This is a genomic window from Micromonospora sp. NBC_01392 (assembly GCF_045040125.1).
Classification (GTDB): Bacteria; Actinomycetota; Actinomycetes; order Mycobacteriales; family Micromonosporaceae; genus Micromonospora.
The window spans coordinates 992,913-1,015,323 of the sequence record NZ_CP109549.1 but is presented as its reverse complement, the minus strand read 5'-3'; the positions used below and the strand labels follow the sequence as shown (position 1 = coordinate 1,015,323).

Annotated in this window: 20 protein-coding genes, 1 tRNA gene and 1 pseudogene; 6 read left to right on the top strand and 16 right to left on the bottom strand. The window is 72.6% G+C overall.

From position 1 onward, the window contains the following. Positions 1–65 precede the first annotated feature (65 nt). Together galE and galK are read left to right on the top strand one after the other, a co-directional pair. Positions 66–1,052, top strand: coding sequence for a UDP-glucose 4-epimerase GalE (galE, locus tag OG767_RS04905; protein WP_405092341.1), 987 nt, complete (start codon positions 66–68; stop codon positions 1,050–1,052). Further along, a complete protein-coding gene (galK, locus tag OG767_RS04900) occupies positions 1,049–2,209 on the top strand; it encodes a galactokinase (protein WP_405092340.1) in 1,161 nt (386 codons plus the stop codon). The genes galE and galK overlap by 4 nt, the downstream gene beginning before the upstream one ends. Before the next feature lie 132 nt (positions 2,210–2,341). Here galK and cysN read toward each other — a convergent pair whose 3' ends face one another. From cysN to OG767_RS04855, 9 genes and pseudogenes are all read right to left on the bottom strand, one after another. Beyond that, the gene (gene cysN / locus OG767_RS04895; protein WP_107157149.1) at positions 2,342–3,646 is read right to left on the bottom strand and encodes a sulfate adenylyltransferase subunit CysN; all 1,305 of its coding nucleotides are present in this window, start codon (positions 3,644–3,646) and stop codon (positions 2,342–2,344) included. Continuing rightward, positions 3,646–4,557 carry a sulfate adenylyltransferase subunit CysD gene (gene cysD / locus OG767_RS04890; RefSeq protein ID WP_357292462.1) on the bottom strand — a complete coding sequence of 304 codons (912 nt, stop codon included), beginning with the start codon at positions 4,555–4,557 and terminating at the stop codon, positions 3,646–3,648. The genes cysN and cysD overlap by 1 nt, the downstream gene beginning before the upstream one ends. A gap of 79 nt (positions 4,558–4,636) precedes the next feature. Continuing rightward, positions 4,637–5,470: an inositol monophosphatase family protein gene (locus tag OG767_RS04885; protein WP_405092339.1), complete on the bottom strand. Its 834-nt coding sequence runs from the start codon at positions 5,468–5,470 to the stop codon at positions 4,637–4,639. A 72-nt stretch (positions 5,471–5,542) separates the two neighbouring features. After that, positions 5,543–6,133, bottom strand: a complete 591-nt coding sequence (gene pth, locus OG767_RS04880) for an aminoacyl-tRNA hydrolase (protein WP_107157147.1) — start codon at positions 6,131–6,133, stop codon at positions 5,543–5,545. 100 nt (positions 6,134–6,233) lie between these two features. Beyond that, positions 6,234–6,917, bottom strand: a complete 684-nt coding sequence (locus tag OG767_RS04875) for a 50S ribosomal protein L25/general stress protein Ctc (RefSeq protein ID WP_405092338.1) — start codon at positions 6,915–6,917, stop codon at positions 6,234–6,236. A 285-nt stretch (positions 6,918–7,202) separates the two neighbouring features. Continuing rightward, positions 7,203–8,183: a ribose-phosphate diphosphokinase gene (locus OG767_RS04870; protein ID WP_107157145.1), complete on the bottom strand. Its 981-nt coding sequence runs from the start codon at positions 8,181–8,183 to the stop codon at positions 7,203–7,205. A gap of 50 nt (positions 8,184–8,233) precedes the next feature. Then, a pseudogene (gene glmU, locus OG767_RS04865) lies at positions 8,234–9,757 on the bottom strand (bifunctional UDP-N-acetylglucosamine diphosphorylase/glucosamine-1-phosphate N-acetyltransferase GlmU); the annotation flags it as partial. Positions 9,758–9,830: 73 nt separating this feature from the next. Then, a tRNA-Gln gene (locus tag OG767_RS04860) sits at positions 9,831–9,901 on the bottom strand. A gap of 47 nt (positions 9,902–9,948) precedes the next feature. Next, a complete protein-coding gene (locus OG767_RS04855; RefSeq protein WP_405092337.1) occupies positions 9,949–10,686 on the bottom strand; it encodes a resolvase in 738 nt (245 codons plus the stop codon). 76 nt (positions 10,687–10,762) lie between these two features. On the opposite strand from OG767_RS04855, the gene OG767_RS04850 reads away from it, so the two are divergent. Then, positions 10,763–11,425, top strand: coding sequence for a TetR/AcrR family transcriptional regulator (locus tag OG767_RS04850; RefSeq protein WP_107157143.1), 663 nt, complete (start codon positions 10,763–10,765; stop codon positions 11,423–11,425). Here OG767_RS04850 and OG767_RS04845 read toward each other — a convergent pair. The 6 genes from OG767_RS04845 to OG767_RS04820 all read right to left on the bottom strand — a co-directional run bounded on the left by OG767_RS04845 (position 11,422) and on the right by OG767_RS04820 (position 17,359). Continuing rightward, positions 11,422–11,895 carry a DUF4383 domain-containing protein gene (locus OG767_RS04845; protein WP_405092336.1) on the bottom strand — a complete coding sequence of 158 codons (474 nt, stop codon included), beginning with the start codon at positions 11,893–11,895 and terminating at the stop codon, positions 11,422–11,424. The genes OG767_RS04850 and OG767_RS04845 overlap by 4 nt on opposite strands. A 116-nt stretch (positions 11,896–12,011) precedes the next feature. Then, on the bottom strand, positions 12,012–12,467 hold the full coding sequence (locus OG767_RS04840; protein WP_405092335.1) for a DUF4383 domain-containing protein: 456 nt from the start codon (positions 12,465–12,467) through the stop codon (positions 12,012–12,014). 85 nt (positions 12,468–12,552) lie between these two features. After that, a complete protein-coding gene (locus OG767_RS04835; RefSeq protein ID WP_405092334.1) occupies positions 12,553–14,352 on the bottom strand; it encodes an ABC-F family ATP-binding cassette domain-containing protein in 1,800 nt (599 codons plus the stop codon). Positions 14,353–14,418: 66 nt separating this feature from the next. Next, the gene (locus OG767_RS04830; RefSeq protein ID WP_405092333.1) at positions 14,419–15,372 is read right to left on the bottom strand and encodes a 4-(cytidine 5'-diphospho)-2-C-methyl-D-erythritol kinase; all 954 of its coding nucleotides are present in this window, start codon (positions 15,370–15,372) and stop codon (positions 14,419–14,421) included. An 84-nt stretch (positions 15,373–15,456) separates the two neighbouring features. Further along, positions 15,457–16,326, bottom strand: coding sequence for a 16S rRNA (adenine(1518)-N(6)/adenine(1519)-N(6))-dimethyltransferase RsmA (gene rsmA, locus OG767_RS04825; protein ID WP_405092332.1), 870 nt, complete (start codon positions 16,324–16,326; stop codon positions 15,457–15,459). 79 nt (positions 16,327–16,405) lie between these two features. After that, positions 16,406–17,359 carry a TatD family hydrolase gene (locus OG767_RS04820; RefSeq protein ID WP_405092331.1) on the bottom strand — a complete coding sequence of 318 codons (954 nt, stop codon included), beginning with the start codon at positions 17,357–17,359 and terminating at the stop codon, positions 16,406–16,408. 82 nt (positions 17,360–17,441) lie between these two features. On the opposite strand from OG767_RS04820, the gene OG767_RS04815 reads away from it, so the two are divergent. Together OG767_RS04815 and OG767_RS04810 are read left to right on the top strand one after the other, a co-directional pair. Continuing rightward, complete coding sequence (locus tag OG767_RS04815; RefSeq protein WP_405092330.1) at positions 17,442–18,686, top strand: hypothetical protein; 1,245 nt, start codon at positions 17,442–17,444, stop codon at positions 18,684–18,686. Positions 18,687–18,744: 58 nt separating this feature from the next. Then, positions 18,745–19,596 (top strand): alpha/beta fold hydrolase, encoded by an 852-nt coding sequence (locus tag OG767_RS04810; RefSeq protein ID WP_405092329.1) that lies wholly within the window; start codon positions 18,745–18,747, stop codon positions 19,594–19,596. 55 nt (positions 19,597–19,651) lie between these two features. Here OG767_RS04810 and metG read toward each other — a convergent pair whose 3' ends face one another. Next, positions 19,652–21,454, bottom strand: a complete 1,803-nt coding sequence (gene metG / locus OG767_RS04805) for a methionine--tRNA ligase (protein ID WP_405092328.1) — start codon at positions 21,452–21,454, stop codon at positions 19,652–19,654. Positions 21,455–21,581: 127 nt separating this feature from the next. Between metG and OG767_RS04800 the strand changes: the two genes are divergently transcribed. Next, positions 21,582–22,409 carry a hypothetical protein gene (locus OG767_RS04800; RefSeq protein WP_405092327.1) on the top strand — a complete coding sequence of 276 codons (828 nt, stop codon included), beginning with the start codon at positions 21,582–21,584 and terminating at the stop codon, positions 22,407–22,409. Positions 22,410–22,411 lie beyond the last annotated feature (2 nt).

The window sequence follows — 22,411 nt, the reverse complement described above, 5'->3', positions numbered from 1 at the left end:
GTGGCCGCCGGCCGTAGGGTGATCACAAACGGCCGACACGGACGCGGCCAGGCAGGAGGATCGACGTGAAACTGCTCGTCACCGGCGGCGCCGGCTACATCGGCAGCGTGGTGACCCGGATGCTGCTCGACCACGGCCACCAGGTGACCGTGCTGGACGACCTGCGCACCGGTCACCGCGAGGCGCTCGCCCCCGACGCCACCCACGTCGACCTGCCGGTGCACGAGGCCGCCCGGGTGCTCACCCCCGACGCCGGGTTCGACGGCGTGCTGCACTTCGCCGCCCTGATCGCCGCCGGCGAGTCGATGATCCGCCCCGAGCTCTACTGGGACACCAACACCGTCGGCTCGATCGCCCTGATCGACGCCGTCCGCGCCGCCCGGGTGCCCCGGATGGTCTTCTCCTCGACCGCCGCCGTCTACGGCAACCCCACCGAGCTGCCCATCCCGGAGACCGCCGTCAAGGCGCCCACCAACACGTACGGGGCGACCAAGCTGGCCGTCGACATGGTGCTCACCTCCGAGGCGGTCGCGCACGAGCTGGGCGCCGTCTCGCTGCGCTACTTCAACGTCGCCGGGGCGTACCTGCGCGACGGGACGGCGATCGGCGAACGGCACGACCCGGAGACGCACCTCATCCCGATCGCGCTCGACGTGGCCGCCGGCCGGCGCGAGAAGCTCCAACTCTTCGGCGACGACTACCCCACCGTCGACGGCACCTGCGTCCGCGACTACATCCACGTCGAGGACCTCGCCCGCGCCCACCTGCTCGCGCTCGACGCCGCCACCGGAGGCCGGCACCGGATCTACAACCTGGGCAACGGCAACGGCTTCACCAACCGCCAGGTCGTCGACGTGGTCCGCGAGGTCACCGGCCACCCGGTGCCGGTCGAGGTGGCGCCCCGCCGCGAGGGAGACCCCGCCGAGCTGGTCGCGTCGTCCGCGCTGGCCCGCGACGAGCTGGGCTGGGTGCCGGAGAAGCCGACCCTGCACGACATGGTCGGCGACGCCTGGGCGTTCTACCGCGACCACCGCACCGGGCCCACCTCATGAGCGGCGACGTCGCGGACCGCGCCACCGAAGGCTTCCGGCAGCGGTACGCCGCCGAGCCGGCCGGCCACTGGGCGGCTCCCGGGCGGGTCAACCTGATCGGCGAGCACACCGACTACAACGACGGCTTCGTGCTGCCCTTCGCGCTGCCGCTGCGTACCGTGGTCGCCGCGGCGCCCGGCCCGGACGCGCGCTGGACGGTCTGGTCGGAGCTGGACGAGGCGCCGGTCGAGTTCGGTGCCGCGGAGGCCGACGAGCCCGGCCGGGTCGACGGCTGGGCCGCCTACGTGGCCGGCGTGGTGTGGGCGCTGCGGGCCGCCGGCCTCGACGTCCCCGGCGCGCGGCTCGCCATCGCCTCCGACGTGCCGGTCGGCTCCGGCCTCTCCTCGTCGGCCGCCATCGAGGCGGCGGTGCTGGCCGCGCTGGTCGACCTCGGAGGGCTCGACCTGCCCGCCGACCGCTGGCCCCGGCTCGCCCAACGGGCCGAGAACGAGTACGTCGGCGCGCCCACCGGGATCATGGACCAGTCCGCGGTGATCCGGGGCCGGGCCGGTCACGCGCTCTTCCTCGACTGCCGCACCGAGGAGGTCGAGCAGATCCCGTTCGACCTGGACGCGGCCGGGCTGGCCGTGCTGGTGATCGACTCGCGCGCGCCGCACCGGCACGCCGACGGCGAGTACGCGGCCCGGCGCACGAGCTGCGAACGGGCCGCCGCGACGCTCGGCGTGACCGCGCTGCGCGACGTGCCCACCGACGGTCTCGACGCGGCGCTGGCCCGCCTCGACGACGACGAGACGCGGCGACGGGTCCGGCACGTGGTGACCGAGAACCAGCGGGTGCTCGACACCGTCGCGTTGCTGCGCGCCGGCCGGGTCCGGGAGACCGGTCCGCTGCTGACCGCCTCGCACGCCTCGATGCGCGACGACTTCGAGATCACCGTCCCGGAGATCGACACCGCGGTCGAGGCGGCGCTCGCGGCCGGCGCGTACGGCGCGCGGATGACCGGCGGCGGGTTCGGCGGCTGCGTGCTCGCCCTGGTCGACGCGGACGCCGCCGAGGAGGTGGCCGCCGCCGTCACGGCCGCGTACGCCGAGCGCGGCTACGCCGCCCCCCGCACTCTGACCGCCCTCCCCGCACCAGGCGTCACCCGCCTCCCCTAACGCCCCCCGCGCGCCCCCCGACGCCCCCGACGCCCGCCCGCGCCCCTGATTCACGGAAAGAGTGGCCATCCGCGCTCGGATGGCCACTCTTTCCGTGAATCTGCGCGACGAGAAGGGGAGGAAGGGAAGGCGTCAGGCGGCTTCGACGATCATGCCGGCGCCTACCGTGCGGTTCGTGGCCTCGTCGATGATGACGAAGCCGCCGGTGGTGCGGTTGCGGCGGTACTCGTCGGCGAGCAGCGGCACCGTGGTGCGCAGCCGGACCCGGCCGATCTCGTTCAGCTTCAACTCGGCCGCCGTCTCGTCCCGGTGCAACGAGTTGACGTCCAGCCGGTAGTGCAGCTCCCGCACGATCGTCCGCGCCGAACGGGTGGTGTGCTTGATCGCGTACCGGCCGCCGACCTGCAACGGCCGGCTCTCGTCCATCCAGCAGACCATCGCCTCGATGTCCTGCGCGACCATCGGGGCGTTGTTCGGCCGGCAGATCAGGTCACCCCGGGAGATGTCGATCTCGTCGGTCAACCGGACCGTCACCGACATCGGCGGGAACGCCTCCTCCACCGGACCGTCGGCCGTCTCCACCGCGGCGATCCGGCTGGTGAAGCCGGACGGCAGCACCATCACCTCGTCGCCCGGCTTGAGCACGCCGGAGGCCACCTGGCCGGCGTAACCCCGGTAGTCGGTGACGGTGGTGGACTGCGGCCGGATCACGTACTGCACCGGGAACCGGACGTCGACCAGGTTGCGGTCCGACGCGATGTGCACCCGCTCCAGGTGGTGCAGCAGCGACGGACCTTCGTACCACTGCATGTTCTCCGAGCGGGTGACGATGTTGTCGCCGCGCAGCGCGGAGATCGGCACCACGGTCAGGTCCGGCGCGTCGAGCTTCGCCGCGAACGCGGTGAACTCGTCGGCGATCCGCTCGAAGACCTCCTGCGACCAGTCGACCAGGTCCATCTTGTTGACGCACAGGACCAGGTGCGGCACCCGCAGCAGCGAGCAGAGGAACGCGTGCCGGCGGGACTGCTCCACCAGACCCTTGCGCGCGTCCACCAGGATCAGCGCCAGGTCGGCCGTGGACGCGCCGGTGACCATGTTCCGGGTGTACTGGGTGTGCCCCGGCGTGTCGGCGATGATGAACTTCCGCCGCGGCGTGGCGAAGTAGCGGTACGCCACGTCGATGGTGATGCCCTGCTCCCGCTCGGCGCGCAGGCCGTCGGTGAGCAGCGCCAGGTTGGTGTATTCGTCGCCCCGCGCCGCGCTGACCGCCTCGACCGCGGCGAGCTGGTCGCTGAAGAGCGACTTGGTGTCGTACAGCAGCCGACCGATCAGGGTCGACTTGCCGTCGTCGACGCTGCCGGCGGTGGCGAACCGCAGCAGGTCCATCGGCCGTGCGGCGGTCTCACCGTCGGCCGGCGCCCAGGTGTCGACACTCATCAGAAGTAGCCCTCTCGCTTGCGGTCCTCCATGGCGGCCTCGCTGACCCGGTCGTCGCCGCGGGTCGCGCCGCGCTCGGTGATCCGGGTGGCGGCCACTTCCTCGATCACCTTCTCCACCGTGTCGGCGTCCGAGCGGACCGCCGCGGTGCAGGAGGCGTCACCCACGGTCCGGTACCGCACCTGGGCCTTGAACGGCTGCTCACCGGCGCGGGCCCGGAAGAACTCGTTGACCGCGTAGAACATGCCGTCGCGCTCGATCACCTCGCGCTCGTGCGCGAAGTAGATCGCCGGCAGCGGGATCCGCTCCCGGGCGATGTAGTGCCAGACGTCCAGCTCGGTCCAGTTGGAGAGCGGGAACACCCGGATCGACTCGCCGGGGTGGTGCCGCCCGTTGTACAGCGACCACAGTTCGGGGCGCTGGTTCTTCGGGTCCCACTGGCCGAACTCGTCGCGGAAGCTGAACACCCGCTCCTTGGCCCGGGCCTTCTCCTCGTCCCGCCGGGCGCCGCCGAACAGAGCGTCGAAGCGGTGCTTCTCCACCGCGTCGAGCAGCACCGGGGTCTGGATGCGGTTGCGCATGCCGTCCGCCGACTCGCGGACCATGCCCTTGGTCAGCGCCTCCGGCACGCTGGCCACGATGAGGTGCAGGCCCAGCTCGGCGACCCGCTGGTCACGGTATTCGAGCACCTCGGGGAAGTTGTGCCCGGTGTCCACGTGCATCACCGGGAACGGGATGTTGGCCGGCGCGAACGCCTTCTGCGCCAATCGGAGCATCACGATCGAGTCCTTGCCACCGGAGAAGAGCAGGACCGGCCGCTCCATCTCGGCGACGACCTCGCGCATCACGAAGATGCTCTCCGCCTCGAGCGCGTCGAGGTGCGACACCTGGTACGCGGCGGGGGACGTCATGACACGAACTCGATTCGCTCGGATCCGTACATCGGATTCCAGACCTTTCCGGTCGGAGTCGTGAAGAAGAACGCTCAGGTTACCCGGAATGACGCTGCAACGCCGCAAGCAACCGACTCGCGAGATCCTTGCGGCAGACCAGCAGATCGGGTAGGCGCGGGTCGGCCTCGTTGTATTTCAGCGCAGAACCGTCGATCCGGGAAGCGTGCAGTCCGGTGGCCGTCGCCACAGCGACCGGAGCGGCCGAGTCCCACTCGTACTGGCCGCCGGCATGGATGTACGCGTCGACCTCGCCGGTCACCACCGCGGCGATCTTCGCACCCGCCGAGCCCATCGGAACCAGATGAGCGCCGACGTCCGCTGCCAGATCGGTCAGGAAAACCGGCGGACGGCTACGGCTGACTGCCAATCGGACGGCCCGCGCGTCGCCGGCCGTGGCCGCCTCCAACGTCATCGGCGGGTACGCCGGCGGGTGGTCCGTGCCCAGCACCCGGTGCTGCGCCGGCAGGCCCACCGCGCCCGCCACCAGACCGTGCGGCGTGGGCGCGTGCCGCGACCAGAGCGCCACGTGCACCGCCCAGTCCGCGCGCCCCTCCTCCGCGTACTCCCGGGTGCCGTCCAGCGGATCGATGATCCACACCCGGTCGGCGGTCAGCCGGGACATCGCCTCCCGGCTCACCTCGGCCGTCCAGGCCAGCCGCGAGCCCTCGTCCTCCTCCGACAACACCGCGTCCGCCGGGCGCCACCGGGCCAGCTCGGTCCGGATCAGGTCGTGCGCGACCTTGTCCCCGGCCGACGTCAGCGCCCCGGCGTCCGCGAAACCCAACTCCGTGCGCAGGTCCGTCAACGCCTGCCCCGCCCGCGACGCCAGCCAGCGGGCGAACGCGCCGTCGATCATCGGAGGACTGCCCATGGTCACCGCTCCCGTCGCCGGCCCCGCTCACGTCGCGAGGCGCAGACTACCGGCCGGCACACCGGGAGCCGGTCAAGCCCCGTGGTACAGGTTCTGCGTCGGCTCCACACCCTTGGTGACCACCGACTCCACCACGTCCGCGGCGCGGTCGACCAGGAACTCCAACTCCTTGCGCTCCGCGCCGGAAAAATCCGAGAGTACGTAGTCCGCCGGGTCCTGCCGGCCCGGTGGCCGCCCGATGCCGAACCGCACCCGGACGTAGTCCTTCGTGCCCAGCGACTTCGACATCGACCGCAGCCCGTTGTGGCCACCCTCGCCGCCGCCGCACTTCACCCGCACCTGCCCGTAGCCGATGTCCAGCTCGTCGTGCACCGCGATCACCCGCGCCGGGGGGATCTTGTGGAACTGCGCCAGCCCGGCCACCGGCCCACCGGAGAGGTTCATGTAGGTCAGCGGCTTCAGCAGCACCAGCTTCGGGCCGCCGAACCCCAACCGCCCCTCGGCGGCCTCGGCCATCGCCCGCTTGTGCCGCCCGAACTTCGCGCCCACCCGCGCCGCCAGCAGGTCGGCCACCATGAACCCGACGTTGTGCCGGTTGGCCGCGTACTCCCGACCGGGGTTGCCCAGGCCGACCACCAGCCACGGCCCCGCCTCGTCCGTCACCCCGACGCCCCTTCCCGCTCGCTTCCCCGACGACCCGCCCCGATACGCCGACAGGCGCCCCCGAACCCCGGGGACGCCTGTCGCACAGCCTGCGGACCGATCAGGCCTCGGTCTTCGCCTCGGCGCCCTCGCCGGCCGGAGCGCCCTCCGGCGCCTCGGCGGTCTCCTCGCCGGTCTCGGCCTCGGCCTCCTCGGTGGCCTCCTCGACCTCGGGGAGGGTGGCCTCGAGCTGCTCGGCGGTCGGGGCGGCGGTCACCGAGGCGACAGCGGTCTCCTCGTCGGTGGCCAGCTCGACGCCGGACGGCAGCTCGACGTCGGCGGCGGTGATCGTGGTGCCCGGCTCGGCGCCCTCGATCGACGCCTCCAGGTGGTCCGGCACCTTGGTGGCGTCGGCGGTCACCGAGAGCGTGTCGTGGTCGTGCACGATCAGGGTGTCCTTCGCGGCCTCACCGGTCAGCTGGACCGGGACCTCGACGGTGACCTTCTCGCCACGGCGGACCAGCAGCAGGTCCACGTGCTCGAAGGAGTCCTTGATCGGGTCGCGCTGGATCGCCTTCGGCAGCGCCAGCACCTGGGTGCCGTCACTGACCTCGATCGCGAAGAGCTGGTTCGCACCGCCCTTACGGATCGCGGCGGCGAACTCCCGCGCCGGGAGCGCGATGTGCTTGGGCTTCTCGCCGTGGCCGTACAGCACGGCGGGCACCTTGCCGGCCCGGCGGGTACGACGGGCACCACCCTTGCCGAACTCGGTACGGGGCTCGGCGCTGATCTTTACCTCGGACACGGGGAAACTCCTGATACTTCGCTGCGGCGGCTTGTCGTCTGGCGGTGCTGGGCGAGGGGCTCGCTGGGGCTCAAGGTCATGAACGACCGCCCGGAGCACCGCGTCGATGACGGCGCCTCCGTGCGGTGCTGGTCAACAGCCCGCCGGGCACCCTCGCCGTGGCAACCGCACCAGTCTACCCGAGCGAATTCCGCGCCTGCCGGCAGTCCCCCACTATCACCACGCCGGCCGGTCTGCAGCGCGACGGCCCGGCCGCCGGACCACACCGGCGACCGGACCCCACGGTCAGCTCAGGCCACCGAACAGGGTGGTCACCGAACCGTCGTCGAAGACCTCCCGGATCGCCCGCGCCAGCAGCGGGGCGATCGACAGCACGGTCAGCTTGTCGAGCTGCTTCTCCGGCGGCAACGGCAGCGTGTTCGTCACCACGACCTCGCTGATCGGGCTGTTCTTCAGCCGCTCCGTCGCCGGGTCCGACAGCAGCGCGTGCGTCGACGCGACCACGATCTCCGCCGCCCCGGACTCCTTCAGGATGTCCGCCGCCTTGGAGATCGTGCCACCGGTGTCGATCATGTCGTCCACGATCAGGCACACCCGGCCCTCGACCTCACCCACCACGCGGTTCGCCACCACCTGGTTCGGCTTCAACGGGTCCCGGGTCTTGTGGATGAACGCCAGCGGGCAACCACCCAGCCGGTCCGTCCAGCGCTCCGCCACCCGCACCCGGCCCGAATCCGGCGCCACCACCGTCATCGGCCGGCCGGCGTACTTGTGCTCCACGTACTCGGCGAGCACGTCCATCGCGAACAGGTGGTCCACCGGGCCGTCGAAGAAGCCCTGGATCTGCGCGGTGTGCAGATCCACGGTCAGGATCCGGTTCGCGCCGGCGGTCTTCAGCAGGTCGGCCACCAGCCGCGCCGAGATCGGCTCCCGACCCCGGTGCTTCTTGTCCTGCCGCGAGTAGGGGTAGAACGGCAACACCACGGTGATCCGCTTGGCCGAACCACGCTTCAGCGCGTCCACCATGATCAGGGTCTCCATGACCCACGTGTTCACTCCGTGCGTCACGGACTGCACCACGAAGGCGTCCGAACCACGGACCGAGTCCTTGAACCGTACGAAGATCTCACCGTTGGCGAACTCGTAGGCGTCGGCGGGCGTCGGCGCGACGCCGAGCACCTCACCGATCTCCTTGGCCAGCTCCGGAAAACCCCTCCCGGAGAAGAGCATCAGGCTCTTGCGGTTCTCGGCGACGATGCTGCCCATGGGCCCGTCTGCTCCCGTATGTCGGTGGTGCCCGGCGCGGCCGGGGACTGTTCGGTTGCAGTATCCCCCGGGTTCACCGGTCCACCCACCGCCCGGCGGTCCCCGTGGATTCAGTCACCTTCGCTTGCGGCCGCGCCCGGCCCGGCCTCGCCGTCGCGGGCCTGCCGGGCCGCGTCCGCCGCCGCCGTGCCGGCCCGCTTGCGCAGCACCCAGCCCTCCACGTTGCGCTGCTGACCGCGCGCCACCGCCATCGCGCCCGGCGGCACGTCACCGGTGATCACCGAACCGGCGGCGGTGTACGCGCCGTCGCCCACCCGCACCGGGGCCACGAACATGTTGTCCGCCCCGGTACGCGCGTGACTGCCGATCGTGGTGTGGTGCTTGTGCACCCCGTCGTAGTTGACGAACACCGTGGCGGCGCCGATGTTGCTGTGGTCGCCGATCGTCGCATCCCCCACGTACGACAGGTGGGGCACCTTCGAGCCCTCACCGATCGTCGCCTTCTTGGTCTCCACGAACGTGCCGACCTTCGCCTTGCGGGCCAGCCGCGACTCCGGCCGCAGGTACGCGTACGGGCCGACGCTGGCCTGCGGGCCCACCTCGGCGCCCACCGCGTGGCTGCGCACCACGCTCGCGCCCTCGCCCACCGTGGTGTCGACGAGCGTGGTGTCCGGGCCGACCGACGCGCCCGCGCCGACCGTGGTGGCGCCCCGCAACTGGGTGTTCTGGTCGACCACCGCGTCCCGTTCCAGCGTCACCGTCACGTCGATCCAGGTGGTGTGCGGGTCGAGGAGGCTCACGCCGGTACGCATCCAGCCCTCGTTGACCCGGTCGCGCAGCAGCCGGCGCAGCCCGGCCAGCTCCACCCGGTCGTTGCAGCCCAGCGTCTCCACGTGGTCGGCCGCCCGGTGCACCGCCACCGGCTCGCCCGCGTCCCGGAGCAGCGCGAAGACGTCGGTGAGGTACTCCTCGCCCTGGTCGTTGTCGGTGGAGAGCTTGCCCAGCGCCTCCCGGAGCCGGACCGCGTCGAACGCGTAGATGCCCGCGTTGATCTCCCGCAGCGCGCGCTGCTGCGGCGTGGCGTCGCGCTCCTCGACGATCTGCGCCAACCGCCCGTCCGTGTCCCGCACGATCCGGCCCAGGCCGGTCGGGTCCGGCACCTCGGCGGCCAGCACGGTTGCCGCGGCGACGGCCTCCTCGTGCGCCGCGACCAGGGCGGCGACGGTCTCCGGCCGAAGCAGCGGCACGTCGCCGTTGATCACCACGACGGTGCCGGCCGCGTCCGGCACCGCGTCCAGCGCGATGCGGACCGCGTGCCCGGTGCCGAGCTGGCGCTCCTGGAGCACCGGCGAGGCGGCCGGGGCCACCTCGGTCAGGTGCTCCCGCACCTGGTCGGCGCCGTGGCCGACCACCACCACGGTGCGGTCCGCGCCGAGCGGCCCGGCCGCGGCCAGGACGTGACCGAGCAGGGTACGGCCGAGCAAGGGGTGCAGCACCTTGGGCAGGGACGACTTCATCCGCTTGCCCTCACCGGCGGCGAGCACGACAACGGTGCGGAGGTGGGGCTGGGACACGACGTGGCTCCCGTCGGGACGGCGACAGTCTCGCGGTCATGCTAACCACGCGACGAAGGGCAAAGAGCAGAAGCTCCCGGGAGAGGATTCGAACCCCTATAATCAGGACCAAAACCTGACGTCCTGCCATTAGACGACCCGGGATGGTCGAAAACGGGCAGAAAGGACGCTGCCCGACGGCTGCCTACACCTTACCGGTCGAGAGGTGGATCTTCATTGCTCATTCCTTTCATGATCCCCTCGATCCGCCAGTAGAGCCGACTGCCGCCCACCACGTACACGGTCAGGCAACCGCGGTAACCGCCGCCGACGTTCTTTCGGGAGGTCGTCGGGCGGTGCCTCTTGATCGTGGTGCGCTGGAAACGCTCCGCCGGCACCCCGACCCGCGCCGCCCACCACCGGACCGCGGCGGCGGCGTCCGCCGTCTCGTGGATGCTGACGCGGAACCGCCGGTCGTCGGGCGGCACCTCGACGGCGTCCAGGAAGCGCAGGAAAAGCCCGACCAGCAGGGGATCACTGTTGACGAACGTGATCCGGCAGTCGTGTGGACGCCACGGTTTGGCCTTTCCGCCCTCGCACCAGTAGATCGCCGCGCCGACCAGCAGGAGTTCGCGTCGACCCAGCTGCCGCACCCATCCGGCAGCCGCCGCGACCCCCTCCGCGCGGGCCGCGTCGCGAGCCGCGCGATGTGCCGACCACTGGGCATCGGAACGGGTGCGTTGGGCGGCCCGGCGCCGCCGGCTCACCACCTCGGGATCGAGCGGCAGATGCCGCGTCCAGAGGTAGGCCGTCGACTTGGACACCCGGAGCCGCTCCGCGATCTCCCCCACCGGGGAGCCGGATCGCCGCAACGCGAGCGCTTCGGCGTACAACTCCGGCTTCCGGCCGCGATAGGTCGGCGCGTCGGGGGGTTCGTCATCGGCCACCACGAGCGAAGATTAGAACAGGTGTACGACAATGGTCGCCGGTCGGCCGGCGCGGACCGCGCCTGGCAGGATGGGGTGGGTGACCGACGTTCCCGGCAGCGACAGTGCTCGCCGGCGGGCCGTCCCGGCGGCCAAGCCCCGGGTGCGGATGTCCGCGGCGCAGCGGCGCGAGCAGTTGATCTCGATCGCCCGGCAGATCTTCGCCGAGCGCGGGTTCGACGCCACCTCGATCGAGGAGGTGGCGTCGCGGGCCAAGGTCTCCAAGCCGGTGGTCTACGAGCACTTCGGCGGCAAGGAGGGGCTCTACGCGGTGGTGGTGGACCGGGAGGTCCGCTCGCTGCTGGACCGGATCACCACGGCGCTGACCGCGGGCCATCCGCGCGAACTGCTGGAGCAGGCCGCGTTGACGCTGCTGACCTACATCGAGGAGGAGACCAGCGGCTTCCGGGTGCTGGTCCGGGAGTCACCGCTGATGTCGGCGACCGGCAACTTCAGCAGCGTGATGAACGACGTCGCGCACCAGGTGGAGCACATCCTCGGCGCGGAGTTCTCCAGCCGGGGGTACGACCCGAAGCTGGCGGAGCTCTACTCGCAGGCGCTGGTGGGCATGGTGGCGTTGACCGGGCGCTGGTGGCTGGAGGTGCGCAGGCCGCGCAAGGAGACGGTGGCGGCGCACCTGGTGAACCTGGCCTGGAACGGCCTGTCGCACCTGGAGTCGAAACCGGGGCCGATCCAGGGTTAGCGATTGCCCTCGGCGAGCGGGTGGTAGCGGCGGCGGCGCTCCTCCTCGGCGTGCTCGGGCGGCCCGACCTTGTCGTAGAGCCCGGTGGCGAGCAGGATCAGCCCGAACAGCAGCGACACGATGACGGTGGACATCGAGAAGTTCAGGAAGTTCGCCGAGGTCTGGAGCACGGCCATCATCAGGATGCCGGTGACCAGGAAGACCGCGCCGGCGGTGAGGTTCATGTAGTGCCCGAGGTTGTTCCGGCGGGACGCGCCGATGATCAGGACCGCGCCGAAGACCACCGAGACCAGCGAGAAGGCCAGGTTGGTACGCAGCCCGAGGGCGTAGGTGTCCTGCCGGCTGAACAGCCCGTCGCCCCAGGTCTCGAACACGCCCCAGACGCCGAAGGCCAGGATGTAGAGGCCGATCAGCCCGGACAGCACCCGGTAGAGCGGTCGCGCGGGGTGGTTCACCGGGAAGTGCGCCATGGTGCCCTCCAGCCGTGGAGACTGATTCGGGGCAATTGTCCCCCGGGGCGTCCGGTTCCGTACCGGGAAACGCCGAAGGCCCGGCGCGGACGCCGGGCCTTCGGGGTGGATCGGGATCAGAGCACCAGGCGGGCCTTCTGCCAGGCCTCGTGCTCGTCGTCGGTGCCGACCTTGCCGTACATGCCGGCCACCAGCAGGACCAGCGACAGCGTCAGGACCACGACGACGGTCACGATCGAGAAGTTGAGGACGTTGGCGTCCGTCTGGAGGAACGCCAGCGCGGCCAGGCCGATGACCATGAGCGTGTACGCCAGCCACTGGTTGACCGCCACGTCGAGGTTGCGGCCGATCGCGGTGCCGACCAGGATCACCACGCCGATCAGGATCGACAGCAGCGAGAAGCCCATGTTGGTGCCCTGGCCGAGCACCCTGGTGTCGTCCTGGGCGAAGAAGTCGTTGCCGGCGCTGGCAATGATGCCGAGGCCGCCGAAGACGACGAAGTACAGACCAACGAGCCCGCCGATCGCCCGGTAGATCGGCCGCGCGGGGTGGTTGACGGGGGTGTGGGCCATCTCAGCGTCTCCAAGACCGTTCGGATGAGGGTTCCTCGGTGATTGTCCCGTACGGCGGTCAGTGACGCCGCACACCCCCCACGCCTCAGCCGGCGGGCAGCTCCTCGGCCAGCGCCAACCAGGTCTCCTCGGTGCGGTCCCGCTCGGCCCGGACCTCCTTGAGCTGGGCGTCCAGCTCGGCGACGCGGGCGTAGTCGGTGGCGTTGGCGGCGAGCTGCTCGTGCAGGCCCGCCTCCTTCTGTTCGAGCTTGGCGATCTGTCGTTCCAGCCGGTTGAGTTCCTTCTTCGCGGTGCGTACCTCGGCGGCGGACATGCCGTCGCGGGCCGGCGCGGCCGTGCCCGGGGTGAGGTCGGCGGGCGCCGGGCCACCGGCCGCGGCGGCCCGGGCCAGGTACTCGTCGATGCCGCCGGGCAGGTGCACGAGCCGCCCGTCACCGAACATGCCGTACGCGACGTCGGTGACCCGCTCGATCAGGTAGCGGTCGTGGCTGGCCACCACGATGGTGCCGGGCCACGAGTCGAGCAGGTCCTCCAGCGCGGCGAGCGTGTCGGTGTCCAGGTCGTTGGTGGGCTCGTCGAACAGCAGCACGTTGGGCTCGCCGGCCAGCAGGCGCAGCATCTGGAGGCGGCGGCGCTCGCCGCCGGACAGGTCGCTGACCGGCGTCCAGAGCCGCCGGTCGTCGAAGCCGAAGATCTCGGCGAGCTGGGACGCGCTGATCTCCCGGTCGCCGAACTGCACCCGGCGGGCCACCTCCTCGACGGCTTCCAGCACGCGCAGGTGGCCGGGGAGTTCGGCGAGTTCCTGGGAGAGGAACGCCGGCCGCACGGTCTGCCCGGCGGCGAAGCGCCCGCCGTCGGCGCGTGTCACGCCGGCGAGCAGCCGCAGCAGCGTGGTCTTGCCGGCGCCGTTGCGGCCGAGGATCGCGATCCGGTCACCGGGGCCGACCTGCCAGGTGGTGTCGCGCAGGATCTCCTTCGGGCCGGCGTGCAGGGTGACGTGCTCCAGGTCGTACACCTGCTTGCCGAGCCGGGCGGTGGCGAGCCGTTGCAGCGACATGGTGTCGCGCGGTTCCGGCACGTCGGCGATGAGCGCGTTCGCGGCGTCGATGCGGAACTTGGGCTTGGAGGTCCGCGCCGGCGGGCCCCGCCGCAGCCAGGCGATCTCCTTGCGGAGCAGGTTCTGCCGACGGGCCTCGGTGGCGGCGGCGACCCGCTGCCGCTCGACGCGGGCCAGCGTCCACGCGGCGAAGCCGCCCTCGTACGCCCGGACGGTCCGGTCGGCGACCTCCCAGGTGGTGGTGCAGACGGCGTCGAGGAACCAGCGGTCGTGGGTGACCACGACCAGCGCGCCCTTGCGGGTGACCAGGTGCCGGGCCAGCCAGTCGACGCCACCGACGTCGAGGTGGTTGGTGGGCTCGTCGAGGACGAGCAGGTCGGCGTCGCGGACCAGCAGCGCGGCGAGCGCGACCCGGCGGCGCTCCCCGCCGGACATGGTGCCGACCGCGGCGTCGAGGCCGAGGTGGGGCATGCCGAGGCCGTCGAGGATGGCCCGGACGCCGGCGTCGCCGGCCCACTCGTGCTCGGCGCCCATGCTCTCGCCGAGCCACGCGGTGCCGAGCACGACGTCCCGCACGGTGAGGTCTCCGGCCAGGTCGAGGCGCTGCGGCAGCCAGGCGACCCGCAGGTCGCGGCGGTGGGTGACCCGGCCGTCGTCGGGTTCCTCGGTGCGGGTGAGCATCCGCAGCAGCGTCGACTTGCCGGCGCCGTTGAGACCGACCACGCCGATCCGATCGGCGTCGTCGAGGCCGAGCGAGACGTCGGTGAGCAGCGGCCCGGCGGCGCCGTACCCCTTGGACACCCGGTCCAGGTTGACGATGTTGGCCACTGGTTCACCTTTCACACGACTCAGGCGCCCCGGGGTCCGGGACGCCTGAGTCAAGGGTACGGGGCGTCAGACGATGCGGGCGCCGTGCACGGGCCCGTGCGCGACCCGTGCCTCCCGGCACACTCCGGCGGCGGTCAGCTCGTCGGCGATCCGCTCCGCGTCGGCGGGGTCGGCGGCGAGGAACACGCAGGTGGGCCCGGAGCCGGAGACGATGCCGGCGAGCGCACCGGCGGCCTCGCCGGCCTTGAGCGTCCCGGCCAGCGCCGGGCGCATGGCCAGCGCGGCGTCCTGGAGGTCGTTGCCGAGCGTGGCGGCGAGCACCCGCGGGTCCCGTTGGCGCAGCGCGCCGAGCAGCGCGTCGGTGCTGCCCAGCGGCGCGCCGGCGGCCCCGGTGTCGCGCAGCCGGTCCAGTTCGCGGTAGGCGGCCGGGGTGGAGAGGCCGCCGTCGGCGATGGCCACCACCCAGTGCCAGGAGGTGGGGCGCGCCAGCACCGGGCTGACCGCCTCGCCCCGGCCGGTGCCGAGCGCGGTGCCGCCGTGGATCAGGAACGGCACGTCGGAGCCGAGGTCGGCGGCGATGCCGGCCAGTTCGTCGCGGGACAGGCCGGTGCCCCAGAGCGCGTCGCAGGCGACCAGCGCGGCGGCGGCGTCGGCGCTGCCGCCGGCCAGCCCGCCGGCGAGCGGGATGTGCTTGCGCAGGTGCAGCCGGGCGTGCGGGGCGACCCCGGCGTAGCCGGCGAGGGCGTGCGCGGCGCGCAGCACCAGGTTGGTGTCGTCCAGGGCCAGCTCGCCGGCGCCCTCGCCCTCCATGGTGAGCGCGAGCGTGTCGCCGCGTCGGGCGGTCAGCTCGTCGTAGATGGAGATCGCGTGGTAGACGGTGTTCAGCTCGTGGTAGCCGTCCCGCCGCAGGGGTCCCACCCCGAGGTGCAGGTTGACCTTGGCGGGCACCCGCACCTTGACCGGGCCGCTGGAGCCGCGCCGCTGCCCGTCCTCGTCCTCCGGTCGCCAGGCCTCGGTCACCGGGACAGCTCCCGTGGGCGCAGGCGGGTGTCGAACGGCTTCTGCACGGTCAGCTCCTCGGCGGGGTCGGGCAACGGCGCCAGCCTACTGGGCCCCGACGGAGCCGTCCGGGGCCGACGCGGCGATGGCGGCGAACTGCTCGACGGTGAGCGACTCGCCGCGGGCGCCCGGGTCCACGCCGGCGGCGGTGAGCGCGGCGGCGGCCCGGTCCGCGCCGCCGGCCCAGCCGGCCAGCGCGGCGCGCAGCGTCTTGCGGCGCTGGGCGAACGCGGCGTCGACCACCGCGAAGACCGCCCTGCGGGGTACCTCGGGCCGGGGCGGCTCGCGGCGGGTGAACGCGACCAGTCCGGAGTCGACGTTGGGCACCGGCCAGAACACGTTCGGCGGGACCTTGCCGGCGGCGCGGGCGCGGGCGTACCAGGCGAGCTTGACCGAGGGGATGCCGTACACCTTGGAGCCGGGACCGGCGACGAGCCGGTCGGCGACCTCCTTCTGCACCATCACCAGGCCGTGCCGCAGCGTGGGCAGCTCGGCGAGCAGGTGCAGCACCACCGGCACCGCCACGTTGTAGGGCAGGTTCGCCACCAGCGCGGTGGGGGCCGGGTCGCCCAGGTCGGCGGCGGTGATCCGCAGCGCGTCGGCGGGGTGCACGGTGAGCCGGGCGGCGTCCGGGCCGGCGAACCGGTCGGCGGTGCCGGGCAGCGCGGCGGCGAGCGCCGGGTCGAGTTCCACGGCGTGCACGTGCGCGGCGACCGGCAGCAGCGCCAGGGTGAGCGAGCCGAGCCCGGGGCCGACCTCCAGCGCCACGTCGTCCGGGGCCAGCCCGGCGGTGGTGACGATCCGGCGCACCGTGTTCGGGTCGTGCACGAAGTTCTGGCCGAGCTTCTTGGTCGGCGTGACGCCGAGCCGCGCGGCGAGTTCCCGGATCTCCGCCGGGCCGAGGAGTCCAGTCACACCCCGTAGCGTAATTGCCCACCCATTCGTGAAAGGAGGGGCCCCTTCTTAACGCCTGGCGTCAAGAAGGGGCCCCTTCTCACCGCCACGGGCCGAAGGCGCGCTCACCGTTGGTCGACAGCGCGGCGCAGAGTTCGTCCAGGTCGGTGCCGGTGGTGTCGGCCAGGAACCGGACCGTCAGCGGAATCAGGTACGACGCGTTCGGCCGGCCCCGGTACGGCATCGGGGTCAGGTACGGCGCGTCGGTCTCCACCAGCATCTGATCCGGCGGGGTGACGGCGGCGGCCTCGCGCAGCGCGGCGGCGCTGCCGAACGTGACCGTGCCGGCGAAGCTGAGCAGGTGGCCCCGGCGCACGCACGCGCGGGCGAAGTCGGCGTCGCCGGAGAAGCAGTGCATCACCACGGTGTCCGGGGCGCCCTCGTCGTCGAGGATGCGCAGCACGTCGGCGTGCGCCTCGCGGTCGTGGATGACGAGCGCCTTGCGGTGGCGCTTGGCGATGGCGATGTGCGCCCGGAAGCTCTCCTCCTGCGCGGCCCGGCCCGCCTCGCCGGTGCGGAAGAAGTCCATCCCGGTCTCGCCGATCCCACGGACCCGGTCCCGCCCGGCCAGCGCCTCGATGCGGCGCAGCGCCTCGTCCAGGTCGGCGAGGCGGGGCGCCTCGTTGGGGTGCAGCGCCACGGTGGCCAGCACCGCGGCGTACCGGTCGGCGACGTCGGCGCCCCACTCGGACGACGCGATGTCCACGCCGACCTGGACGAGCCGGTCCACGCCGGCGTCGGCGGCGACCGCGAGCGCGGCGGCGACCGGGTCGCCGTCGCCCGCGCCGCCCGGGAAGGAGCCACCGTCCCCGCCCGGCGAGGAGCCACCGTCCCCGCCGGGGGGTGCGCCGTACTCGCCGACGGTGATGTCGAGGTGGGTGTGGCTGTCCGGTACGGGCGCCGGCAGCGGCTCGGGGGCGGGTGGGAACTCGCCGGCGCGGCGAGCGGCGCGCTGCTTGCGGGTCTCGGTCTGCTCGGTCATCGCGGCCAGCATCACACACCCGCGCCGGGCCGCGTTCCCGGACCGCCACCGGCCGTTCACACGCCCCACATCTGGCCGGCCTAGCGTCCCGGAAATGACCGTCACGGACCGTACCGGCGGCGCCGCCTCCGAGCGGACCGGGCTGCGCGTGGCGTACGACGGGCGCGTGCACCCGGCCGAGGAACTCGCCCGGGGCGCGGCGTACGAGCTGTTCAGCGCCGACGAGGTGCCCGGCTTCGAGTGGTGTCCCCGGCCGGGTGGCGGCCTGCCCTGGCGGAAGTTCGTGCACGCGACCGAGGTGGACGCGGTGCACGGGGCGGCCGAGCCGACCGAGGAGCCCGACTCGCCGCTGCTGATGCCGGTGCACCGGGACCGGGGCTGGGCGTACGTGCACCAGCTCAGCCAGCGGCCGGCGGCGGCGGACGACCCGACGCTGGCCGCGGTGCGGGCGTCGGCGGTGATCCGGCCGGGCACCCGGATGGTGAAGGTGCTCTCCGCCCGGCAGCTCGCCGGTTACGTGCGGGGCTGGTTGCCGCACGGCTTCTGCTACCGGGAGCACGACGTGGCGCACCTGCGGACGCCGGCGGGGCTGGCGGTGCTGCGCGGCGACTCCGAGGGCGGCGACGTGGCGTACGCGTTGCGGTGGCGGGCCGCCGACCCGGCCGACTACGACGTCCCGGTCGGCCCGGCGCACCGCGGGCTGACCGCCCTGCCGCCCCGGGACCGGATCGGGCCGCCGGTGCTGGGCACCGGGTTCGTGCCGAGCGACGGGCAGCTCGTCCCGGAGTTCGTCACCCGGGACTTCGCCGACCTGCCGGTGCCGGCCAACGCCACGCTGCTCGCCTACCCGGCGGAGGGGGTGGAGGTGGTGCTCTACACCTATCAGGCGGAGCAGCGCGGCTGGTTGCGGCTGGCCGGTCCGCAGTGGCGGCACCTGCTGGCCGCGGTGCCCGGCCTCGCCGCCGACCAGGAGTACGTGCCGACCGGCGACGCGCCGCGCTCGACCCGGCTGGTCGGCGCGTACGCCGGCGCCGAGTACGAGGCGGTGGCCGACCAGCCCGGCGGGTTCCGGGTGCTGGCGATGACCCGGGCGGCCCGCTATCCGGTGGACGCGGCGGCCCGGCGGCTGCGGACGGCCGTGTGGCGCGGGGTGCCCTGTCTGGTGCTGCGGGAGGAGGCGGGCTGGCTGCGGTTGCGGCTGCGTCGCCCGGATCCGGACGCGGTGGCGGTGACCGGGGCGCAGTGTCACGAACGGGGCGTCTACGAGGTGTGGGCGCCGGGTGGCGAGCTGACCGAGGACCGGGTGGTGGACCTGCCGTACCCGCGCCGCGACGCATAGCCGGCGGCGGGTCGGGAAGGCGTGGGCGTCCGAGACCCACGCGAGGGGGAATTCCGACATGCCTTTCGTCACCGTCGGTACGGAGAACTCCGCACCCATCGACCTGTACTACGAGGATCACGGTTTGGGTCAGCCGATCGTGCTGATCCACGGTTTCCCGTTCAACGGGGCGACCTGGGAGAAGATGAGCGGTCCGCTGCTCGCCGCCGGATACCGGGTGATCACGTACGACCGGCGCGGGTTCGGCAGTTCCGCGCAGCCGGCGTTCGGCTACGACTACGACACGTTCGCCGCCGATCTGGACGTGCTGATGACCGAGCTGGACCTGCGGGACGCGATCCTGGTCGGGCACTCGATGGGCACCGGCGAGGTCACCCGCTACCTGGGCGCGTACGGGTCGGACCGGGTGTCGCGGGCGGTGGTGATGGCCCCGTTGGCGCCGTTCCTGCTGAAGACCGCCGACAATCCGGAGGGCGTCGAGAAGAGCCTGTTCGACGGGTTCCAGCAGGCGATCATCCAGGACCGGTTCGCCTACCTGACGCAGTTCTGCGACGCGTTCTTCAACGCCAGCGAGAACAAGGGCAAGCTGGTCAGCGACGAGGCGTACCACGCGCACTGGCAGATCGGCGCGCAGGCGTCCGCGAAGGGCACCCACGACTCGGTGGACGCCTGGCAGACCGACTTCCGCGGCGACCTGCCGAACATCAAGATCCCGGTGCTGATCATCCAGGGCGACAAGGACATGGTGCTGCCGTACCCGAAGACGGGTCAGCGGCTGGTGAACATGCTGTCCGACGCCAAGCTGGTCACGCTGAAGGGCGCGCCGCACGGCACCCCGTGGACGCATCCGACCGAGGTCAACAACGCGATCATGGAGTTCATCGGCAAGCCGAGCATGGCCCGGGCCTGACCCCGGACGGCAGGCGGCCCCGGGGGTCTCCCCGGGGCCGCTGTCGCGTCGGTGGTCAGCCGGCGAGGCGGGCCAGTTCCTCGTCGACGATGGACGGGTCGAGCTTGCGGAACACCGGCTTGGGCGCCGCGAGCGGCCGGCCCACCTCCAGGGGTACGGACTCCCAGCGCGTTCCGACCGTGTAGTCGCCGGTCAGCACCGGGTACGCCGGGCCGCCGTCGAGGTCGTCGACCTCCTCGATCACCGGCATCGGCGCGTGCGTGCCGGTGCCGCCGAGCAGCTCGTGGATCTTCTGGGCGGAGTGCGGCAGGAACGGGGTGAGCAGCGTGTTGGCGTCGCTGACCACCTGGAGCGCGACGTGCAGGATGGTGCCCATCCGCGGTTTGTCGTCGTCGCCCTTGAGCTTCCAGGGCGCCTGCTCGGACAGGTACTTGTTGGCCTCGGCGACCACCTTCATGGCCTCGCCGATGGCCTGCTTCTGCCGGTGCCGGGCGATCAGGTCGCCGACGGTGGCGAAGCCGGCCGTCGCGACGTCGAGCAGCGCCCGGTCGGCGTCGGTGAGCCCGGCCGGGTCGACCGGCGGGATCGCGCCGAAGTTCTTCGCCGCCATCGACACGGACCGGTTGACCAGGTTGCCCCAGCCGGCGACCAGCTCGTCGTTGTTGCGCCGGAGGAACTCCGCCCAGGTGAAGTCCGTGTCGTTGCTCTCCGGGCCGGCCACCGCGATGAAGTAGCGCAGCGCGTCGGCGTCGTAGCGCTCCAGGAAGTCCCGGACGTAGATGACGACCTTGCGGGAGGAGGAGAACTTCCGCCCCTCCATGGTGAGGTATTCGCTGGAGACGACCTCGGTGGGCAGGTTGAGCCGGCCCAGCCGGCCGGGCTCGCCGTCGCGGGCGCCCTCGCCGGAGTAGCCGCCGAGCAGCGCCGGCCAGATCACCGAGTGGAAGACGATGTTGTCCTTGCCCATGAAGTAGTAGCCGAGCGCGTCCTTCCCCTCGGCGTCGGCCGACCACCACTTCCGCCACGCCTCCGGGTCGCCGGTGCGGCTGGCCCACTCGATGGACGCGGACAGGTAGCCGATCACCGCGTCGAACCAGACGTAGATCCGCTTGTCGTTCCGGTCCTGCCAGCCGTCGAGCGGGATCGGCACGCCCCATTCCAGGTCCCGGGTGATGGCCCGGGGCTGGAGGTCGTCGAGCAGGTTCCGGGAGAACCGCAGCACGTTGGGCCGCCAGCCCTCCCGGGTGTCCAGCCACTGCCGCAGCGCGTCGGCGAGGGCGGGCAGGTCGAGGAAGAAGTGCTCGGTCTCCACGAACTCCGGCGTCTCGCCGTTGATCTTCGACTTGGGGTGGATCAGGTCGATCGGGTCGAGCTGGTTGCCGCAGTTGTCGCACTGGTCGCCGCGGGCACTGTCGTAGCCGCAGATCGGGCAGGTGCCCTCGATGTAGCGGTCCGGCAGGGTGCGGCCGGTGGACGGGGAGATCGCCCCGGTGGTGACCTTCGGGACGATGTAGCCGTTGCGGTGCAGCCCGGTGAACAGCTCCTGCACCACCGCGTAGTGGTTGCGGGTGGTGGTGCGGGTGAACAGGTCGTACGACAGGCCGAGCGCCCGCAGGTCCTCGGCGATCACCCGGTTGTAGCGGTCGGCCAGCTCTCGCGCGGTGACCCCCTCGGCATCGGCCTGCACCTGGATCGGGGTGCCGTGCTCGTCCGTGCCGGAGACCATGAGCACGTCGTGACCGGCCATCCGCATGTACCGGGCGAAGACGTCGGAGGGAACGCCGAATCCGGAGACGTGGCCGATGTGGCGCGGGCCGTTGGCGTAGGGCCAGGCGACCGCGGCGAGAACGTGACTCATGAGCGTCAAGACTAGTGATTGCCGTGGGCGTCCCGCGAACCAATAGGGCGGGCCGGCCCGGCGTACGCCCGATTTGTCGCCGACACGCGGCCTGAGCTGCCCGGCGAGCCCGCGCCGCAGGTGTGGAATGAACGGCGTGACCAGCAGACCAGCGGCGCCCGAGCCGTCCGCGTCCGCCCGGGCCGCGCCGCGCGGCACGCCGGTCGCCCCGCAGCCCCGGGTGGACCCGGTGGATCCGACGGTGGAGGTGGAGCCGACCACCGGGGCGCCGGTGGACGCCGTGCCGCGCCGGGTGCCGGTGCGGCAGCCGCGCTGGCAGCGGTGGTCGGCCCCGGCCGGCGACGAGACGACCGGCTGGGCGCCGATCGAGGAGGTGCACTGGGACGGCACGCCGCTACGCGACGAGCCGCGCCGCCGGACCGTCCGGATCCGCGCCCGGCGGGCGCCGGCCCGCCCGGCCAACCCGCCGAACCCGCCCGTCGGGCTCGCCGTGCTGGTGACGCTGAGCCTGCTCGCCGCGTTCTTCGCCTGGGTGAGCGCCGGCCCGTTCTGGCTGGCGGTGGGGCACTCGACGGGCGGCACCGTGATGATCACCGAGTGCGCGGGCGGCGGACTCACCCAGCGCTGCCGGGGCATCTTCCAGGCCGACGGCGACCGCTTCCAGGCGCAGGGCGTACGGGTCAGCGGCGTGCCCGCCGGGCACACCGCCACCGGCAGCACGTTGCCGGCCCGGATGACCGGACCGGGCGGCGCCACCGCGTACGCGGACTCCGGCGTCGGGCGGCACCTGCGCTGGCTGCTCGGACTGGCCCTGGTGGCGGCCTGCGCCGCCGGGATCGCCCGATGGACCGGCGCGACCCGACTGGCGGACCCGCGACAGCGGCGCTGGGCGGTCGGCCTGGCGGTGGCCGGCCCCCTGCTGATCCTGATCGGCTTCCTCACCGCCACCTGGTGAGG

What these genes read in the sequence shown, in the direction of transcription:
- OG767_RS04885 (WP_405092339.1), bottom strand. Translation starts at nt 5,470, where the DNA reads ATGGGCAGTCCTCCGATGATCGACGGCGCGTTCGCCCGCTGGCTGGCG.
- OG767_RS04800 (WP_405092327.1), top strand. Translation starts at nt 21,582, where the DNA reads ATGAACGGCGTGACCAGCAGACCAGCGGCGCCCGAGCCGTCCGCGTCC.
- OG767_RS04870 (WP_107157145.1), bottom strand. Translation starts at nt 8,183, where the DNA reads ATGGGCAGCATCGTCGCCGAGAACCGCAAGAGCCTGATGCTCTTCTCC.
- OG767_RS04845 (WP_405092336.1), bottom strand. Translation starts at nt 11,895, where the DNA reads ATGGCGCACTTCCCGGTGAACCACCCCGCGCGACCGCTCTACCGGGTG.
- metG (WP_405092328.1), bottom strand. Translation starts at nt 21,454, where the DNA reads ATGAGTCACGTTCTCGCCGCGGTCGCCTGGCCCTACGCCAACGGCCCG.
- OG767_RS04810 (WP_405092329.1), top strand. Translation starts at nt 18,745, where the DNA reads ATGCCTTTCGTCACCGTCGGTACGGAGAACTCCGCACCCATCGACCTG.
- OG767_RS04840 (WP_405092335.1), bottom strand. Translation starts at nt 12,467, where the DNA reads ATGGCCCACACCCCCGTCAACCACCCCGCGCGGCCGATCTACCGGGCG.
- galK (WP_405092340.1), top strand. Translation starts at nt 1,049, where the DNA reads ATGAGCGGCGACGTCGCGGACCGCGCCACCGAAGGCTTCCGGCAGCGG.
- OG767_RS04815 (WP_405092330.1), top strand. Translation starts at nt 17,442, where the DNA reads ATGACCGTCACGGACCGTACCGGCGGCGCCGCCTCCGAGCGGACCGGG.
- cysN (WP_107157149.1), bottom strand. Translation starts at nt 3,646, where the DNA reads ATGAGTGTCGACACCTGGGCGCCGGCCGACGGTGAGACCGCCGCACGG.
- cysD (WP_357292462.1), bottom strand. Translation starts at nt 4,557, where the DNA reads ATGACGTCCCCCGCCGCGTACCAGGTGTCGCACCTCGACGCGCTCGAG.
- OG767_RS04820 (WP_405092331.1), bottom strand. Translation starts at nt 17,359, where the DNA reads ATGCTGGCCGCGATGACCGAGCAGACCGAGACCCGCAAGCAGCGCGCC.